The sequence below is a fragment of the Psychrobacter sp. H25 genome (assembly GCF_059076335.1).
In genome coordinates this window covers 2,563,083-2,581,839 of sequence record NZ_JCACRV010000001.1, presented here as the reverse complement: position 1 = coordinate 2,581,839, position 18,757 = coordinate 2,563,083, and the positions used below count along the sequence as shown (strand labels likewise).

Genomic DNA, 18,757 nt, shown 5'->3' with positions numbered 1-18,757 from the left:
TCAATTATAGAACATGTTGTCAAACTGGAAATATCAAACACTAAACACTAGGGCGCATAATTTGATAAACATTGCTTAAATCATAAACACGGTAGCGCGCAGGCTCACGGCGATTTTCGCCAGCATAGCTCAGTATTAATGCTTGCTTGGCACGCTCATCGACCCAACCGACGAACAGTCCACTATGCTCGACGCCATTGTAACCATGATTGATATAATAGAGCCAGTCGCCTGCTTCAATCTCACTGCTACTAGCATAGGGCCCTTGCGCATAAGTGCCTTTGTGTATGGTATCACGCGATACCCCTGCCCGATTAAATACAGCATTTAAATAGTCCCAGCAGCCACCTTGAATAATCGTGCGCTCGTTAAGTGCCATTTTGCGGGCCGTACTCACTACCTCACGCGCAGCCCTACTGCTTTGCGTTTCAGCACTACTTAGTAGCGGCAAATACTCGTTATCGACGTTGTCATAATTCCCTGATAAAAACGCAGGCAATATTTGAGGCGCCTGACGCTGCATCTCAGGGTACTGATAAGTAGAACTCGTAGCGTAGTTGTTATTGTATGTTGGCAATACTTCGGTAGAGCGTCGAGGTAAGCTTGCACGTTGAATGGTAGAGTGTGTACTTACTTTGACAGCAGGGACTGCTGGATAGGATGATGTATAGCGTGTATGGGTATCAGACTGAACTGACTTTTGCGCAATAAGTGCACTCATACTATCTGCATGGGCTTGTCCGGTGATACTACAGGTAAATAACAACAAACTGCACGACGCTGCGACTGACGGTATAGACAAACGCGACATGACTAACTCCTGGTCAAGAAAGTATCAATGACAGTATAAGTAATAGTAGGATTAATGTTTATACGCTTACTTATAAACCATTTAGATAGGCGTCTGCAAGCACTATTCGCTTTAGATGGGCGATAGACGGTGCAAATATAATGATGGATGGCACTATTGGAGAGGCGCGCAGAGTAGAATTTAAAATGACATTTGGGTTAGGAATTTAGATGATACGAAGATAATAGCTGTGATTTCGCACCGTATGAGAGTGAGCGATCATATCAGTTACTTTTCATTTTGATATTTACGTGACGTTTGGTCAGCGCCTGCCCTTCTAATATAGCTTTCGTTGCTTTTACTTCTTGAATACTTTCAAAACCTGCAATATGGTATTTACGGACGTCACTATCATCAACAATCTGTAGGGTGTCACCATTTATCACGATTTTATCATTATCAGTGAGATGGATATGCTCACGCTTGCCTAAATTGTCATGAACCAGCTCACCAGCGCGCACCCACAATGTACCACTGCTGATCACACCGCTCATGGCTTTCTTATGCTGCTGGCGTTTTTTGTTAAATACAAAGCTACCGATGATAAGTAGTGCCAGCGCACCAATCGCCAATCGTTCAGACAGTAGACTCATTGCCATAGCCACCGCGACCGCGCCTATCAGTAGTGCAGACCCAAACCAGAACATACCATTGTCAGCAGTACTTGGCTGACCCTGTAAGGTGATTTTGGCGCCATCGTCAGTCAGCTTAAGCATGCATTTTTACCTATTAATAGATACAGGAGATATTTTTTAATAAAAAACTGCCTATCAGAAGCTAACAGGCAGTTATTGAAACCAAAGATAAAGACAGCGTACTATATGATAACTGGACTACCAGCCAAGCGCTGTCTGTTGCATCTTAATCAATTCAGCGATGCCTTTTTCTGCCATTGATAGCATAGCGTCTGCTTGTGCACGAGTGAACGGCTTTTCTTCAGCAGTTCCTTGCAGCTCAATAAACTCGCCTTTTTGAGTCATAACCACGTTCAAATCAGTGTCACAACTAGAGTCTTCTTCGTAGTTCAAATCCAGATAAGCTTCGCCGTCTTTCATACCGACAGAAACCGCAGCGACCAATCCGATGAGTGGATCTGCTTTAAGTTTTTTGCTCTTTTGGATGGTTTCTAACGCATCAATCAGTGCAATTGCCGCACCAGTGATACTGGCTGTACGAGTACCACCATCTGCCTGTAATACATCACAATCAAGATAAATGGTGTTTTCACCGAGCTTACTTAGATCAATCATGGCACGTAAGCTACGACCTATCAAACGCTGAATCTCTTGGGTACGACCTGATTGCTTACCACGGGCCGCTTCACGCTGATTACGGGTGTTGGTCGCACGTGGCAGCATGCCGTATTCAGCCGTAATCCAGCCTTTGCCTTTACCTTTGAGCCAGCGCGGCACGCCAGATTCGACACTAGCCGTACAGAGTACTTTGGTATCGCCAAAACTGACCAGTACGGACCCTTCAGCATGCTTAGTATAGTGGCGCTCAAAGCTGATAGAGCGAAGTTGGTCAAGTTCACGATTGTCAATACGCATAAAAATTCCTAGTACGATGTTGTAAAAGCAGTGTCATAAAAGCGCACTGTCGATGGCTAATGAACCAATTAATAGGTGCTTGTCTGACTAAAATCTTAAGATATCCTAACGTGGTAGCAGCGCAATAGCAAGATTCACACCAGCTATCGCGCCATTCATTAGGGGATAATCGACGTTGAGAGCTATTCTAAGCCTTCCATCTTACGCAATTCTTTACGTAGGATTTTGCCAACGTTCGACTTTGGTAATTCATCAACGAACTGTATGTGACGTGGACGCTTGTAACCAGTCAGCTGTTTTTTGCCGTAATCGAGCAGCTCTTTTTCGGTGACCTCACCTTTTTTGACCACGAACAGCTTTGGCTCTTCGCCGCGTTCATCATTTGGCACACCGATAGCACCGCACTCGACCACAGCTGGGTGCTCGCTCATGGCTTCTTCGATCTCATTTGGATAGACATTAAAGCCAGATACCAAAATCATGTCTTTTTTGCGATCGACGATTTTGATAAAACCTTTTTCGTCCATGATACCGATGTCACCTGTCTTTAAGTAGCCATTAGCAGTGAATGATTCGGCCGTCTCTTGCGGACGGTTCTGATAGCCAATCATGACCTGTGGACCTTTGACACAGATCTCACCGCGATCCCCCATAGCCACTACATTTTCTTCTTCATCGATTAGCACAACATCAGTACTAGGCGCAGGGATACCGATCTTTCCCGTAAACTCTGCAATAGTCATCGGATTGAAAGCGACGACTGGTGAGGTCTCAGACAAACCATAGCCTTCAACAATCGGCAGACCAGTGATTTTGTGCCACTCTTTGGCGACGCTCGGCAATACAGACATACCTCCGCCGATAGAGGCTTTTAGATTAGAAAAATCTAAGCCAGCAAAACTCTCTTTATGTACTAAGCCATTGAACAGTGTATTTACGGCTGGGATAAAAGACGGTTTGTATTTCCCCATCTCTTTGATAAGACCATCAAGATCGCGCGGGTTAGGAATGAGCAGACCAGCATAACCTTGGTACATGCTGCATATGCCGCACACCATAAAGGAGAATACATGGTATAGCGGTAGCGCCGTCAAGATCACATCTCTGCCATCCACATCATCATCAAATGCGCTATTCATCAATGCGCTGACCTGTAGCATATTGGCGACTAGGTTGCCATGTGACAACATCGCACCTTTAGCCACACCTGTCGTACCACCAGTATACTGTAGCAACGCCACATCATCTAAGTTCAACTCAGGACGCTCATACTTACTGGCAGATACCGCGCCTAATGCGTGCTTAAAACTTACGCTATTTGGAATGCTATAAGGAGGAATCATTTTTTTGATATGGCGAGCCACAAGATTGACCACGGTCCCTTTTACTGTGCCCAGCATGTCACCAACTTTACAGACGACGACATGCTCAACTTGACCTTTGTCTTCTGCGTCTTGGTAGGTTTTTGCAAAATTTTCAACGATAAACAATGCTTTGGCACCGCTGTCATGCAACTGATGCGACAGCTCGCGACTGGTGTACAGCGGGTTTACATTGACCAGTATCATACCGGCGCGAATAACGCCCAAAGCCACGACTGGATACTGCAAGATATTGGGCATCATGACCCCAACTTTATCGCCCTTGACCAGACCTAACGACTGCAAATAACTGGCAATCTGGCGGCTATATAGATCTAACTGCTTAAAACTAATAGACGCGCCCATGCAGATATAGGCTGTTTTTTGCCCATAACGGCTAAAGTTACGCTCGAATACATCAAGTAAAGAGGTGTTGTCCTCTGGCATATCGATGGTCGCATCGATGCTATAGCGCTCATACGCGCTCAGCCACGGACTGTCACTGGCGATGGTAGGCATAGTAGGAAATGCATTATCCTGATAAGTATATTCAGATGTATTGCCTGTGCCATTGGTCTCAGCGTTGTTGCCTGTCGTCTCTTTATTGATGTTATCCGTCATAATTTTCCCTAAATGTTACCGTTGAAGACATAGAATATTCTATATAAAAACACCATTTTTTATATTTGGTTTATGATAATACGCTCGTAAATAAACAGCAGTTAGCCTCAAGCTATTTACCGTTCACAAGCGGTATCATGCGTAAGCTTTGTAGACCGAAAAACATCACTTAGCGCATAATAAATGATATTAAGCCTCGGTAGGGCAAAGTCATAATGATCATAGTCGTTTTGCAAATCATACTAAGTAAAATTAATACTCTGTTGTAAATAAATACAAAAATATATCGGTGGGCACTATAGCAGTTTTGCCACAAATTCTCTATCTATACCACTTGAGCGGGAATGTTCACAAAGATTACGAATACAAAAAATGATAAGGCAGCATAGAGCAACCTTATCATTTTGATTATAACGGCATTGATCATTCTAGTATTTTATAAGTAAACGTTATTAATGACTGTACTCATAAAATAGTTGTCTGACACTGAGGATTGGTAGCCTAGCCGTTGTTTTTCTCTTCGAGCGCACGTAGGTCTTTACGTAGGATTTTACCGACGTTAGATTTTGGTAGCTCATCGATAAACTCAACATGGCGAGGACGTTTGTAGCCAGTTAGGTTTTCTTTACCGTAAGCGATGACTTCATCCGCTGTTAGGCTATCGTCACTACGTACCACATAAATCTTTGGCACCTCACCACTCTTCTCATCATCAATACCGATAACACCACACTCCAAAATTTTTGGATGTATCGACATTGCATCTTCTACTTCGTTTGGATAGACGTTAAAGCCAGACACCAAAATCATGTCTTTTTTGCGATCGACAATCTTAAAGTAGCCTTCCTCATCCATAACCCCAATATCACCAGTACGGAAGAAACCATCCGAGGTCATAACCTCAGCAGTCGCATCTTCGCGTTTCCAGTAGCCTTTCATTACCTGAGGACCACGGATACTAATCTCACCGCGCTCACCTAGAGCAACTTCATTGCCTTCTTCATCCAAGATTGCCATATCAGTGGCAGGCATCGGCAGACCGATGTTGCCTGAAAACTCGCCTGTACCATGTGGGTTTGCTGACGCCACTGGCGAAGTCTCTGACAGACCATAACCCTGAACGATGACGTTACCCGTTACTTGTTCCCACTTGGTCGCAGTGTCTTTTAGTACTGCCATACCGCCGCCCATAGACATCTCAAGCTTACTATGGTTTAACGACTGAAACTCTTCGTTGTTAGCAAGCGCGGTAAACAATGTATTTACTGCTGGGAAAAACGCTGGCGGATAATCTTTGTATGCTTTGATCAAGCTTGGTAGATCACGCGGGTTTGGTACGAGTAGACCAATACAACCACGATATAAGCCATACATACCACAAACGGTAAACGAGAAAATATGATATAGCGGTAGAGCAGTCATAATAACCGGCTGCTCGTTACCCTTCTCAAACTTCTCAAAAGCATCACCTAGATACGTATCGCTCTGAATCAGGTTGGCCACCAAGTTACCATGCGTTAGCATCGCGCCTTTGGCGACACCAGTAGTACCACCAGTATACTGCAGTACAGCGACATCATCGAGACCGATGTTATTGGGACGCTTATAGTTTGCAGCAGAAAAGCGGTTCATTGCTTTTTTGAACTTAACACTGCCTTTGATATGATAGTCAGGTACCATTTTTTTGACATGACGTACAACAGCATTAACAATAAATCCTTTGAGCGGACTCATCATATCGCCCATTGAAGCCACAACAACATGGTCAACTAAATCCTGACCGATGTCTTCATAAGTTTTGGCAAAGTTCTCAAGTAAGATCAGAGCTTTGGTATCTGAATCTGTTAACTGATGCGACAGCTCTTTAGTCGTGTAGAGTGGATTGACGTTGACCAACGTCATACCAGCACGCAGCACGCCCAGTACAGCAACAGGCAGCTGTAAAATGTTGGGCATCATCACCGCAACTTTATCGCCTTTTTGCAATCCTAGTGACTGTAGATAGGCGGCGACTTGTTTACTATAGAGATCCAACTCTTCGTAAGACAGCTTTACATCCATACAGACAAATGCTGTCTTTCCAGCATAGTTGATGAAGTTTTGCTCAATGATATCGATGAGAGACGTATTGGCTGGTGGCATATCGATATCATACTGAATGCCTAGCTTTTCATACGTTTTTACCCATACTTTGTCGTCACGACGAGTCATGTTACCTTGATTTTCCATAATCTTTTCTCTCCTAGTAATAAACATTACCGTCCACTCATGCAAATCGCAATATGATACCTATGCGAAAAATCAGAGCACAAGCTTGCCATCATAATGGTCAGCGAGACTAAGATATAATCATACGATGATAAGCGGACAATATAGTGGTAAGTAGCCCTTTGTTCATTAACATACACACTTTGTACAGACTACTCAATATAAAAGATTGCTACACGAGTTCTCAAACTGGCTTGACTGCTACTATTGACATAAATATCAATCATTTACATAGTTAGCAACCAATCCTACCCTACAAATTGAGCATGGTGTGTTTTTTACTTTTAGTAATACTTTTGGCATGGTACAGGCCTGTTATCGGGTACTCTCAAGCGCACCGGCCAGCTCAGTCAATGTCAAAAAGTTGCGACGAATACCATCTTTGTCGCTACTTGCTCTAGCGTCGATGGTGTTCTGCACGAGCTTGGCAGTATCATCATATTGCCAATTGTTTATATAATCGCTCTGGTTTAAACGCTGACCAAACCCTGCCACGGCTATCGCAAATTGGGTATCCATACTGGCTTTGGTAAGTACCTGAGCAGCGTTCACAATCGGCTGGTTAATCAGTTTTGAGCGGCTGCCTGTAGGATCCTTATAACGTATCTTTAGATAACCAAGCTCATTGGTTCTTTTACCTTTGTTGATACTGGCATTCATCTCTTTATCATTACTCGTCCCATAACGCCTATCACTATATAAGCCTTTTTGTCCTGTTGGTGTCACTTCAAAAAGCGCAATGACCGCTTTGCCAGCGCCCAGCTCACCTGCATCGACTTTGTCATTGTTAAAGTCTTGCTCATCAAGCACACGATTTTCGTAACCGATCAAGCGCCACTCACTTACCACATTAGGGTTGAACTCTACTTGTACTTTGACGTCTTTGGCAACGGTATTGAATGTCGCTGCTAGCTCATCACCAAAGACCTTTTTAGCTTCTGTTAAGCTATCGATATAGCTATAATTGCCATTGCCGTTATCTGCCATTTGCTCCATCATATAGTCGTTTAGATTACCGCGACCAAAGCCGACAGTAGATAACGAGATGCCACGGTCACGATTGGCTTTGACCACATCTAGCATGTCATCGACATCACTAATACCAACATTAAAATCGCCATCGGTCAGCATGATAATACGGTTGATACCAATCTTTTTCATTGCTTGTTCAGCTTGTCTATAAGCCAGCTTTAGAGCGTCTTCGCCGTTGGTTGACCCTGCCGCATTCAAGCTATCAATTGCAGCAAGTATTTTTGCTTTTTGGTCACCCGTAGTCGCAGACAATGCCACATTAGTACTGCCTGAATACGTCACAATACTAATGCTGTCTTGAGCACGCATCTGCTCTGTCAGCAGCTTGAGCGAGGATTGCGCTAGTGGCAATTTGTCACGCGATGACATAGAGCCTGAGACATCGACTAAGAATACGAGGTTGGCAGGTGGCATAGACTGCGTGTCAGTCTTATAAGACCCATTTTTTTCAACGGCTTTGATACCGATCTTGACTATTCTATTGTTCTGGTCGGCGCTATCCCATGGCGACTCAACAACTTCAGTTGCCACAACAAATGGCGCGTTGCCGATGCGCTTAGCATCATCAAATTGATAATTGAAATAGTTAATCAACTCCTCTACCCGTACAGCATCAACTGGAGGAAGCTGACCTTCGTTTAGGTAGCGGCGCACGTTGGCATAGCTGCCTGTATCTGTATCAATAGACAGTGTCGATACTGCCATATCGGTCGTACGGTGCACAGGGTTGGCGGTGTTTTCTTGATAGTTGTCTCTTGTTTTTGGCTGTATTGCTATACTAGGCAAAGGACGAATACCCAACTGAGGCGCAGCACGTATCATCATCTGTGAGGCATTGGTTACACTCATCTTGTTTGGCGCAATCATCATAGACTCTGATACCACGACTGTGTCCTGACCGACGGAGCTACTGGTCACAGTTGACACGGAGCTGTCTCTCTGCGATGAGCTGCAGGCTACAAGTCCTAAACTGGCGATAGTGGCAATAGTGACTGTTAAGAATGTGCTTTTAGGTAAGTTCTTAGGTGAGCTTTTGACTATATGCCTGGTCGTGTTTTTCGCAGCGTTACGTATTGGTATTGATGATAAATGGTCAGATGACATAGCAGATTTTCCTTATTGTAAATAGGTCAATGGCGACGTGTCCTTGTCGATAGTATAAACTTGCCAGCTAATAAATTTTTATAGCCAATATAATGAGATATTTATTAATAACTTAAAAAAATATTAGATTTACTATACTCAACTTAACGGGCGAAAGCTACGTGTCAAAACACTATACTGGAAGTCTATAAAGGTAAGTCATAAGCACGTCACGAGCTGTCGTATATTCTGACATACGCCTTTTTAATTGGCTCAATATCCTTTACGATAGCACTATCTTAATTTTAAGTGGATGTTGCGCCGAACCCAGTAGACACTGCGACGCCTATTCACGCTATGCATCACTATATAAACCATACTAATTAAAAATCTATAAGCGAAATCTATTTTATGTCTGATGTTATTGATAATACGATTGCTCCACCCATTGCTAATGAACCGATGGATACTCGCTCAGTTGCAGAATTCACTGAGCAGGCGTATCTCAACTACGCCATGTACGTCATCATGGATCGGGCACTACCCAATATCGCCGACGGTCTAAAACCTGTTCAGCGCCGCATCGTCTACGCTATGAGCGAGCTTGGCCTAAAGTCCTCTGCTAAAGCAAAAAAATCAGCACGTACTGTCGGTGATGTACTGGGTAAGTACCATCCGCATGGGGATAGCGCTTGTTATGAGGCCATGGTACTGATGGCACAGCCGTTCAGCTATCGCTATCCGCTCATCACAGGTCAAGGCAACTGGGGTAGCCCAGATGATCCTAAATCCTTTGCGGCTATGCGTTATACCGAAGCAAAAATGTCAGCTTATGCCAATACCTTGCTTGCAGAACTCGGTCAAGGCACGGTCGACTGGCAAGATAACTTTGACGGCACCATGCAAGAGCCAACTACCCTACCCGCTCGCTTGCCTAATATACTATTGAACGGTACGACAGGTATTGCAGTCGGTATGGCAACGGATATCCCGCCACATAATCTCAATGAAGTGGTGCGCGCAGCGATTCGTTTATTGAAAAATCCTGAGCTGTCCGTCAAGCAGATTACGCAATCGATACCAGCACCTGATCTGCCAACCCCAGCTGAGATCATCACTAGCAAAAAAGACTTGCAGGCGATGTACGAGACTGGTCGTGGCAGCTATAAAATGCGTGCCACGTTCCATATCGATAGCAAAGAAAAGAATCTCGTCATCATTGATGCGCTGCCCTACCAAGTCTCAGGCAACAAAATCCAAGAGCAAATAGCTAAGCTTATGACGGACAAAAAACTGCCTTGGATCACCGATATTCATGATGAGTCGGATCACGAGAATGCTTGCCGTATCGTATTGGAACTACGCTCGACGCGGGTCGATGTCGAGCGTGTCATGAGTCACTTGTTTGCCAGTACAGACCTAGAGAGCAATTACCGCGTCAATATGAATATGATTGGCCTCAATGGTAAACCGCAGGTCAAAAACCTAAAAGAAGTGTTAGAAGAATGGCTCATCTGTCGCCGTTCAGTAGTCACTCGCCGTTTGCAGTATCGTCTTGATAAAATCGATAAGCGCTTGCACATTCTGGCAGGTTTGCTGATTGCATATCTTAATATCGACGAAGTCATTCGCATCATTCGTGAAGAAGACGATCCAAAAGCGACACTGATGCAGGACTATGACTTAACTGATATTCAAGCCAATGCAATCTTGGATATTCGTCTGCGTCAATTAGCAAAGCTAGAGGAAATTGAGCTGCGCCGCGAGCAAGATGAATTGGCTGCCGAGCGTGCCACTATTCAAGAGTACTTGGATAATCCAGACAGTCTGACCAATCTGATGATTGATGAGCTGACTGCCGATATGAAAGAGCATGGCAACGAGCGCGTATCACCATTAGCAGAACGTGAAGAAGCACAAGCCTTAAAAGAGTCTGACCTGGTGCCGAGTGAGCCTATTACTGCCATCTTATCAAAAGCAGGCTGGATTCGTGCTGCCAAAGGTCATGACGTAGACGCCGCTGGTATGAGCTATCGTTCAGGTGACAGCTATCAAGCCCATGTGCGCGGTAAATCTAATGAAAAAATCTACGTACTTGACAGTACTGGACGCAGCTACAGTGTCGATGCGCACAACCTCGCCTCAGCGCGCGGTCAAGGTGATCCACTAACCAGTGTATTGAAGCCGCCAGCAGGTGCCAGCTTTGAGCAGCTATTGACGGGTGCTGACGATCAACGCATCATTCTTGCCAGCTCGCAGGGCTATGGTTTTATCAACACTCTTGGTAATTTAGACAGCAATCAAAAGGCAGGTAAAAATGTCATTAATCTAGCTGCTGATAGCCGTCTGCTGTCTGTTGCTCGTATCGATGCACCAGTAAAAATGGCGGATAGTACTGATGACGAGACCACCAAGCTAGATATAAGTCCTGATCATGTCGCTGTGGTAACCAATGCCGGATATTTACTGATATTTGCCCTCGATGATTTGCCTGAACAGGCTCGCGGTAAAGGAAATAAGCTGATCAAGTTAAAAGATGGCGAAGAGGTACTCGCCATCACGCCACTGAGTCAACAAAATAGCCTTGTCATCACCGCTGGTAAACGCCATGTGACACTAAAGCCGAATGATTTGGCTAACTATACAGGTAGTCGCGGCAACCGGGGTGGACAGCTGCCAAGAGGATTTCAGAATGTGACGAGCGTTGAGGTTGGGTAGTTTTAGTCTCTCAAGTTTAACCAAGCCCAGTTACCACACATTAAAAAGCCGCCTATATGATATAGGCGGCTTTTTTGTACTATTAAAGGTTTGCACTATCACGAACAAGAATTTGTATAACTAGAGAAAAGTAGCTAACCATATTGAATGTCAAAGCTATGAGCTACTGACACTAGAAGCTATTAAAACTAAAGTGGCAAAATACCATTTTAACGAACACATACACTCAGTTTAAATTTCACTAAGCTGCTTATCTGTAAAAAGCGCATCCATAAAGCTTATGATGCGATCCTTTGACATAAGATAGGGATTGAAATCAGTTCCTGCCGAAAAATGTTTGAGGGTATGCACTTCGTATTCAGGACCTGACGTTAAATATCTAATCAAAAAACCATCCCATTTACGTACTTCCACTTCTTTAATTTCTACTACATGAATTGATAAATGCGGACGTTCTGTGATGATTCTGGTTATCAGCTCGTTGACATCAAGTCTTGAACCTTCAATATTTTGAATAATATAGTTATCATTGATGGCAAGTGCTGAAGTTATACCGCTTTGCTCGTTGTTTCGTCTTGCTATCTCAAACGTACGAGCCATTTTGACACCATTGTCTTTTTCGCGGTTTTTACCAATATACGTCAAGCTGGTGAGAATGTGAGCACCATTTTTATTTCTCTCGTCTGAAATCATTCCCTTCTCTCTTCTGAATTAGAATTCAATAAATCTGTGCATAAGATATCTAATTAAAAAATCCATTTAACTTAAGATACTATTTAAGAATCACCCTAATCAATAGCCTCTTAGTTTTTTTGTTATATGACTGTTAATTGATAACCTTAAGTTATTAATTATCGAAAATCCAGCTTGTATTTTTATTCAATTTTAGCTTATTAAACTCTAAGAACAGCACTTACAATACCCTTCTTTAGGAGATCTGTAGCGAGAATAACTTATCAACTCTCCTTCCCAACCCTCTTTTGATCGTTAGGTGGTTATGTCATCATAAAGTTTTTTGGTCTGCAAAAATTTCGTGCAAAAAGTTTTCAATCTGGCTACTTCTCATGAGATAAGGGTTATAGTCAGAGCCTGCTGAGAAGCTTTTTAAGGCATACAACTCATCCTCATTACTTGACGTTAAATGTTTGATCAAAAAACCGTCCCATTGACGTGATTCTATTTCCTCTATGTTGATAATATTAGGAAAGATGGTTGAATGCTCATCGAATATCTTGTGTAAGGCAGTGCTGATGGCAGGCCTTGTTCCTTGAAAACTTTGGACAAAATAGCCTTCACTAATAACCAACGCTGAAACGATACCGTTTTCTTCAAAATACCTCCTCCAATACTCAAGTGCACGAGTCAACTCGATACCTGAGTCTAGATCGACATTTCTGGCGATGTATGTCATGTTGATAAGGATATGTTCGCCATTTCTTTTTTTGTTTTCTGGAACATGGCTTATAATAGAAGACATAAAATACCTCATTTATAAAAATGATAATCTAAATTAAGATACATTTTGAAGTTAAATACAATCAATAAAAATTTTTAGCTTTTGATGATTTTGAAATTATAGCTTAAACATTTTAACACGATACCATACCAATATTCGTCATAGTAAAATAACACTACAACTCTTGGCATTACTAGGGCGATAGCATTATTCTAATCAGTTAAAAGTTTAATCCATATTTCTTTATAACACTAATTCAATCCCAAAATAGCACTAGCTGGGTTTTTCTTGTTGAGTTGATGACGTTTTAGTATCTGTTTACTAATTTTAATCAATTTTTCCACCATTTACTGTCATATATTTAACACATACAGCTAGATTGCATTGATTAAAAACCCGCTTATAAACGCTGTATAAAAAACTCTTTGTATTTAATTTTAGATTATCTATATATCAATAGCGACCCATCTCAACGGTTGTCTCAGCGAGTACCGTATCACCTTGCCATGCCTGCACATCCACCGTATAGAGGTGGTTTTTGCCACCTGAGCAAGGTGGTTTGTAGGCACCGCGAATATCGCCCTTACGGCTACGATACTCTGCTATCATCTCAATACCGACTGGCACTTCATAAGTATGCCCGAACACACGTGGTACTTTGGCATTCATTGCGCCTTCTGGTAGCGCAAACTCTACGATACCATGTCCACCACTTTGCATACGCTTATTGCTGACGTCGTTATAAACGAACACCAAGCTCTCTGCACCTGTTGGAATATTTGAGACAGTCATACTGGGTGTGGCTGGACTTTTGCCATCGTAGTTCAAACATTGCTGCCCTTCAGGTATTGTTTTACCATTCCAAATAGCATCGTCAAATGTAACATCCATCGCAAAGACATGCGTAGATAAGGCTAACGTTGTACAAACCATAAGCGTTTTTGTGGTGAGTGACTTTATAGTAGAAATATTAATAATAGTAGAAACGTTCATATTTATTCCTTTAAATAGCTGATGCGTTAGCGACGTACCATGATTAGTATATTGCTAACTGTTGGCGGTGGTTTGGTACTAACCTACTAGTTAAACTGCCCTATTAGTAAAACTACGCTATTCAGTGACCGATATCGTTGGGGGTTTTGTTACATTTTTGGACAAACGTCAGTCAACCTTAACACGATAGCATCGAGCACTTGATTGTCAGATGACTTTACAACATCACAGGTTACGCTATGAGTATTTATCTCTTTAGCGCTGTTGTAGTAGTATTTAAATCATGAGTATCTAAACGACCAAAAATAATAGGATCATCATGTTTATCGAAGATAAAATTGCCAAAGAAAATATAACCACTAAGACCCCAGCGCCCAAAATCATATTTTTTGATATTGATGATACTTTGAGTCGTGGCGGTATCATTGCTGCACACAATAAAACCACCCTTGAACAGCTAGCAGACACTGATATTAAATTGGTGATTTCGACTGGTCGCTCCAAAGCTATACTGCCCGAAGATATTCTGGGTCTGCTTGATGTCGGCGTATTGGACGCTATTATTTGTATGAATGGACAATATAGCTTCGATAAAAACGGCCGAATCAGCCACTATCCATTGACGGATGGGCAAGCGGAAAAAATCGTGCGTCTTTGTGAGCAGAGCCAGCTCATTCATAAGTTTGACTCCGCCACTCATATCGCATGGTCGGGTGAAAACGATCGATTACGTCAGTTCAATGCGATAACGCCCAATTCTATCGTTGACCCTGAGTACTATCAATCAAACACCATCTATCAGTGTTCTGTATTTTTTAATAACCAGCAAGAAAAGATGCAGAATATTGACTTTGCACAGTACGACCTAAAGCTGGTTCACTGGCATCAAATTGGCGCAGATATCTTACCCGCGGATGCCTCTAAAGCCCGCGGAATAAAAGATGTATGTGCATATTATGGCGTAGAGGCAAGCGACTGCATGGCGTTTGGTGATGGGTTTAATGACCTTGAGATGTTTGATTTGGTTGGATTCGCCGTGGCGATGGGCGATGCACAACCTGATCTGATAGAGCGTGCTGATTTCGTCACGGGGACAATCGAAGAGTATGGTATACAAGCAATATTAGAGCCATTTTATGCGGTGCCCGTAGCTAAATAAACCGTAGCCAAATACAAGCATCGCGCTTATTGATTTGGCTACTTTGACTCGCATTAATCATACAATCTAAGGCATAGTCAGACCGCCATCAACAGCAATTGATTGTCCAGTAATAGCCATACTCAAATCAGATGCCATAAGTAATACGGAGTTGGCAAAGTCAGCTACCGAAGTTGCTTGACGCAGCGGCGTGGTGATCGCGATATAATCGAACACGTCTTCAGTCGTCAAGCTACTCGCATCGGTTGTCTTTAATAACCCGCCTGCCAGTAAGTTCACACGAATACCATATTGCCCAAGCTCGCTTGCTAAATTACGCGTCAAGCCAATCAGTGCAGATTTTGCCGTAGTATAGTCGTAATAAGTGACGACAGGGTTGTAGACAAGGTTGGTTGAGATATTGATAATTTTACCCATCTGCTGTGTTTTCATCTGTGGCAATACGGCTTGTGTTGTATTGACTGCGCCTTTGACAATACCATCCATCTGCTGCGAGAAATGCGACCACTTGACGGTTTCAATACTGGTGTATTCAGCACTTGGGTCAAACTTGTAATACGGTAAGGCATTGTTGACCAATATATCGATATGACCATAACGGCTGACGACCTCAGCAGCCATTGCTTGTACTTGCTCAAGCTCAGTAACATCTGCCTGATAAGCAAAGGCCTGTCCGCCCGCCCCTACGATATCAGCAACTACCGTATTGGCGGCGTCTACGCTGCTTAGATAGTTGACACAGACAATGGCGCCTGCTGCTGCCATTTGCTGGGCAATCTGTGCACCAAGCCCGCGACTAGCGCCAGTGACAATTGCAACCTTATTGGTGAGTAGCGCTGGTATAACAGAGGTGTGTTCAGACATCGTATTGCATCCTTTACTATTGTGGTGTGTTCAATGTTCTATAGGTTCGGCTGTGAGACTATGCTGGTCTTTATACTGCTTCCTATACCCATTGTAGTATGGTTATATACTATCATCACTCAGCTTATCATTGGCAATGACCTAAAAAACCTGCTTAGCACGCGTTACCTCTACACTTAATGTATAAGTCTATTCGATGAGCAATATTCACTGTTTTTATTAGTATGACTCCGCACTGTCTTGGTAATTGCCCTTTAAATCGCATGGAATAATAACCATAATAGGGTTATTGGTGACGCTATTCATCTATCGTTTTGCTATTTTCATTTTCTTTTTACTTTGTATTGTCTTTATTTAGGAGAGCTATTTTGACTCATTTATCATCGTTTCACCCAGACAACCCAACCCCTATCGGACGTATCGTACCAAAGGCACTGCTAGCAGCAGCGATTGGTTTGGCACTGGCCAGTTGTAGCAGTTCTGATAACGCTGCAGATGGTAGCGCTGCGGCGAGCAATGAGACGCTCAACTTGTACAACTGGTCAGAGTATATGCCGCAAGAGATTTTGGATGGATTTGAAGAAGAGACTGGCATCTCGGTCAATTACACCACGTTTGACTCTAATGAAGCGATGTACGCCAAACTCAAACTGCTTGATGACTCTAGTCAATACGATCTGGCAATACCCTCAACGTATTATGTCGAAAAAATGGCGAAAGAAGGACTGTTGCAAGAGCTAGATAAGTCTAAATTAAGCAACTTTAAAAACCTCGATACGTCATTTACTAACACCAAAGTCGATCCTGAAAATAAGTACTCTATCCCTTATATGTGGGGTAGCACCGGTCTTGCGATAAATGGTGATAGTGTCGATCCTGCGACTGTAAATAGCTGGAATGACTTATGGGATCCTAAGTACAAAGGTCAGGTGATGCTGACCAACGATGTACGTGAAGTGTTTGGTATGGCTTTGCTGACGCTTGGCTACTCGGGTAACAGTAGCAACCCTGACGAGATCGAAGCGGCTTATGATAAGCTGACTGACTTGATGCCAAATGTCAAGACCTTTAACTCTGATGCAACACGTATGCCCTATATTGAGGGTGAAACGTCGCTTGGTATGACTTGGAATGGCGAGGCTGTCATGGCAAATGACGAGGGTCTGACCAGCTTGGTTTATAAATACCCAAGTGAAGGCGCGATATTGTGGATGGATAACTTTGTTATTCCAAAAAACGCCAAACAAGTTGATGCAGCACACAAATTTATCGATTATCTGCTGCGTCCTGAAAACGCTAAGATCGTTAGTGAAGAGATCGGTTATGCCTCACCAAACATGGCTGCGCGTGAGCTGATGGACGACAGTGTTCAGAACAACCCGACAATTTATCCTTCTAAAGAAGTCCTTGCACAAGCTGAGTTCCAAGAAGATGTAGGCGACGAAGCGTTGCAGGTATATCAGCAGTACTGGGATAAACTAAAAACTGGTCGTTAATAGCCATAGCTTAGTAACGATTTAGAGTTTTAGAAATAAAGTAAATCTTTAAGAGCAAAACGCTGATCCTAAATGGTCAGCGTTTTTTTGTGCGTTATAAGTGCAAATCTGTCTCACCGCCCTGCTCTTTCATCCGGCGCTGCTCACGGCGCTGATAACCCAAACCTGACGCTGCAAACCAGTGAGGCTTACAGGTCTGTAGCAAATCACTCAACTGCTGCAGCTGCGTCTGCAAAGTCTGCGTCAACCAAAAATATCCCTGCCATTCAAACGCCAAGTGCTGCACGCTTGGGTACTCCGATACAGCAATGCGAGTAATAGGACGAAACACTTCGTCGCTCGGGCTACGTAGCACCGCTGCGATATGCTGCATAGCTTGCGTCAACTCATGCTGATAATGTATCAATAGCACATGGTTTTCTTCATCTATCTCGATATTCGCCAAGCGCGGTGCAGCACTCAACAATAAATCAATCGTACCAATGATATTACGATGCGTGCGCTGAATCGTCTCTAGCGTCTCTTTTTCAATCCCTGACTCACTTGCTGTTGCGGCGATATGAGGGCGTACGGCTAGCAGGCGTTTATTGATTTGCTGCAACGCGTTGACTAGTGCTCGATCGACAGGCACCTCCTCTACAGGAAAAGCTACTGGGTTTACCTTTTGGACAGAATCATCCACTACCCCATCTGCTGCATCAATATGATGACCTACGCCCGCGTAGAGACTGCTACAGGCGTCGAGATTGCTGCTCAGCAAGAACCGCCACATCAAAGTCGATTTCAGTGGCAAAATAAGCGTAACCGCAACGGCAACACCTGTACCCAACAAAATATTTAGAGCACGGTAAATACCATCTTGACCAATACTGTTATTGCCCAAGTCAGAGACAATCATCAGCATGGTAATACCCGTCAGCAGTCCTGTATATCCAAGCTTTCTGACAGCTAGATAGCCAATGATACCGCTTAGTAGACCGATGAGCGCATAGTCTACCCATAGCCATGCGCCTGCATTTTGATTGAACCATAGTACGCCAAGGGCAGCAGCAATACCGAATAGCGTACCTAATATGCGCTCTTTTGCCTTAGTATAGATCGCACCTTGATACTGCAACAAACCAAGAATGATAAAAACCGTAATGGTCGTCCACTCTCCATGTGGCAAACCAGTGAGTTTGTTGACCAAAAAAGCCAGTATTACGGCCGCACCCAAACGAATAGCGTGCAAAACATCTGCATGCTGATATCGAACATAAGGTTCAGTAAATGGAGCAGTAATACGCTGGTAAAGGGTTGGTTTCAC

Annotated in this window: 14 protein-coding genes; 3 read left to right on the top strand and 11 right to left on the bottom strand. The window is 43.3% G+C overall.

Annotated elements, in window-relative coordinates:
- Positions 1 to 40: 40 nt before the first annotated feature.
- The 6 genes from AC5JPO_RS10525 to AC5JPO_RS10500 all read right to left on the bottom strand — a co-directional run bounded on the left by AC5JPO_RS10525 (position 41) and on the right by AC5JPO_RS10500 (position 8,609).
- Positions 41 to 811, bottom strand: coding sequence for a hypothetical protein (locus AC5JPO_RS10525; protein ID WP_443525595.1), 771 nt, complete (start codon positions 809 to 811; stop codon positions 41 to 43).
- Between the two features lie 263 nt (positions 812 to 1,074).
- Positions 1,075 to 1,566: a hypothetical protein gene (locus tag AC5JPO_RS10520; RefSeq protein WP_443525594.1), complete on the bottom strand. Its 492-nt coding sequence runs from the start codon at positions 1,564 to 1,566 to the stop codon at positions 1,075 to 1,077.
- Between the two features lie 117 nt (positions 1,567 to 1,683).
- Positions 1,684 to 2,400: a ribonuclease PH gene (rph, locus tag AC5JPO_RS10515; RefSeq protein ID WP_194364566.1), complete on the bottom strand. Its 717-nt coding sequence runs from the start codon at positions 2,398 to 2,400 to the stop codon at positions 1,684 to 1,686.
- A 182-nt stretch (positions 2,401 to 2,582) separates the two neighbouring features.
- Positions 2,583 to 4,382 (bottom strand): AMP-binding protein, encoded by a 1,800-nt coding sequence (locus AC5JPO_RS10510; RefSeq protein ID WP_443525593.1) that lies wholly within the window; start codon positions 4,380 to 4,382, stop codon positions 2,583 to 2,585.
- Positions 4,383 to 4,883: 501 nt separating this feature from the next.
- Complete coding sequence (locus AC5JPO_RS10505; RefSeq protein ID WP_443525592.1) at positions 4,884 to 6,611, bottom strand: AMP-binding protein; 1,728 nt, start codon at positions 6,609 to 6,611, stop codon at positions 4,884 to 4,886.
- Positions 6,612 to 6,965: 354 nt separating this feature from the next.
- Positions 6,966 to 8,609: a vWA domain-containing protein gene (locus tag AC5JPO_RS10500; protein WP_443525590.1), complete on the bottom strand. Its 1,644-nt coding sequence runs from the start codon at positions 8,607 to 8,609 to the stop codon at positions 6,966 to 6,968.
- Between the two features lie 567 nt (positions 8,610 to 9,176).
- On the opposite strand from AC5JPO_RS10500, the gene parC reads away from it, so the two are divergent.
- The gene (gene parC / locus AC5JPO_RS10495) at positions 9,177 to 11,483 is read left to right on the top strand and encodes a DNA topoisomerase IV subunit A (RefSeq protein WP_443525588.1); all 2,307 of its coding nucleotides are present in this window, start codon (positions 9,177 to 9,179) and stop codon (positions 11,481 to 11,483) included.
- Positions 11,484 to 11,714: 231 nt separating this feature from the next.
- On the opposite strand, the gene AC5JPO_RS10490 is transcribed toward parC, so the two are convergent.
- The 3 genes from AC5JPO_RS10490 to AC5JPO_RS10480 all read right to left on the bottom strand — a co-directional run bounded on the left by AC5JPO_RS10490 (position 11,715) and on the right by AC5JPO_RS10480 (position 13,932).
- Positions 11,715 to 12,176, bottom strand: coding sequence for a BLUF domain-containing protein (locus tag AC5JPO_RS10490; RefSeq protein WP_443525587.1), 462 nt, complete (start codon positions 12,174 to 12,176; stop codon positions 11,715 to 11,717).
- Positions 12,177 to 12,486: 310 nt separating this feature from the next.
- Positions 12,487 to 12,960 (bottom strand): BLUF domain-containing protein, encoded by a 474-nt coding sequence (locus AC5JPO_RS10485; protein ID WP_319050971.1) that lies wholly within the window; start codon positions 12,958 to 12,960, stop codon positions 12,487 to 12,489.
- A gap of 432 nt (positions 12,961 to 13,392) precedes the next feature.
- Complete coding sequence (locus AC5JPO_RS10480; protein WP_443525586.1) at positions 13,393 to 13,932, bottom strand: hypothetical protein; 540 nt, start codon at positions 13,930 to 13,932, stop codon at positions 13,393 to 13,395.
- A gap of 319 nt (positions 13,933 to 14,251) precedes the next feature.
- Here AC5JPO_RS10480 and AC5JPO_RS10475 point away from each other — a divergent pair, with 319 nt between their 5' ends.
- The gene (locus AC5JPO_RS10475; RefSeq protein WP_443525584.1) at positions 14,252 to 15,091 is read left to right on the top strand and encodes an HAD family hydrolase; all 840 of its coding nucleotides are present in this window, start codon (positions 14,252 to 14,254) and stop codon (positions 15,089 to 15,091) included.
- 66 nt (positions 15,092 to 15,157) lie between these two features.
- Here the strand turns inward: AC5JPO_RS10475 and AC5JPO_RS10470 are convergent, their stop codons facing one another.
- Positions 15,158 to 15,955 carry a 3-oxoacyl-ACP reductase gene (locus AC5JPO_RS10470; RefSeq protein WP_443525583.1) on the bottom strand — a complete coding sequence of 266 codons (798 nt, stop codon included), beginning with the start codon at positions 15,953 to 15,955 and terminating at the stop codon, positions 15,158 to 15,160.
- A 368-nt stretch (positions 15,956 to 16,323) separates the two neighbouring features.
- Here AC5JPO_RS10470 and AC5JPO_RS10465 point away from each other — a divergent pair, with 368 nt between their 5' ends.
- Positions 16,324 to 17,451 (top strand): ABC transporter substrate-binding protein, encoded by a 1,128-nt coding sequence (locus AC5JPO_RS10465; protein ID WP_443525582.1) that lies wholly within the window; start codon positions 16,324 to 16,326, stop codon positions 17,449 to 17,451.
- 94 nt (positions 17,452 to 17,545) lie between these two features.
- Here AC5JPO_RS10465 and AC5JPO_RS10460 read toward each other — a convergent pair whose 3' ends face one another.
- Positions 17,546 to 18,757, bottom strand: a complete 1,212-nt coding sequence (locus AC5JPO_RS10460; RefSeq protein ID WP_443525581.1) for an FUSC family protein — start codon at positions 18,755 to 18,757, stop codon at positions 17,546 to 17,548.

Bases quoted from the DNA above. Each gene is read 5' to 3' on its own strand.
- AC5JPO_RS10525 (WP_443525595.1), bottom strand. From the start codon at position 811: ATGTCGCGTTTGTCTATACCGTCAGTCGCAGCGTCGTGCAGTTTGTTG.
- AC5JPO_RS10520 (WP_443525594.1), bottom strand. From the start codon at position 1,566: ATGCTTAAGCTGACTGACGATGGCGCCAAAATCACCTTACAGGGTCAG.
- rph (WP_194364566.1), bottom strand. From the start codon at position 2,400: ATGCGTATTGACAATCGTGAACTTGACCAACTTCGCTCTATCAGCTTT.
- AC5JPO_RS10510 (WP_443525593.1), bottom strand. From the start codon at position 4,382: ATGACGGATAACATCAATAAAGAGACGACAGGCAACAACGCTGAGACC.
- AC5JPO_RS10505 (WP_443525592.1), bottom strand. From the start codon at position 6,611: ATGGAAAATCAAGGTAACATGACTCGTCGTGACGACAAAGTATGGGTA.
- parC (WP_443525588.1), top strand. From the start codon at position 9,177: ATGTCTGATGTTATTGATAATACGATTGCTCCACCCATTGCTAATGAA.
- AC5JPO_RS10490 (WP_443525587.1), bottom strand. From the start codon at position 12,176: ATGATTTCAGACGAGAGAAATAAAAATGGTGCTCACATTCTCACCAGC.
- AC5JPO_RS10485 (WP_319050971.1), bottom strand. From the start codon at position 12,960: ATGTCTTCTATTATAAGCCATGTTCCAGAAAACAAAAAAAGAAATGGC.
- AC5JPO_RS10480 (WP_443525586.1), bottom strand. From the start codon at position 13,932: ATGAACGTTTCTACTATTATTAATATTTCTACTATAAAGTCACTCACC.
- AC5JPO_RS10475 (WP_443525584.1), top strand. From the start codon at position 14,252: ATGTTTATCGAAGATAAAATTGCCAAAGAAAATATAACCACTAAGACC.
- AC5JPO_RS10470 (WP_443525583.1), bottom strand. From the start codon at position 15,955: ATGTCTGAACACACCTCTGTTATACCAGCGCTACTCACCAATAAGGTT.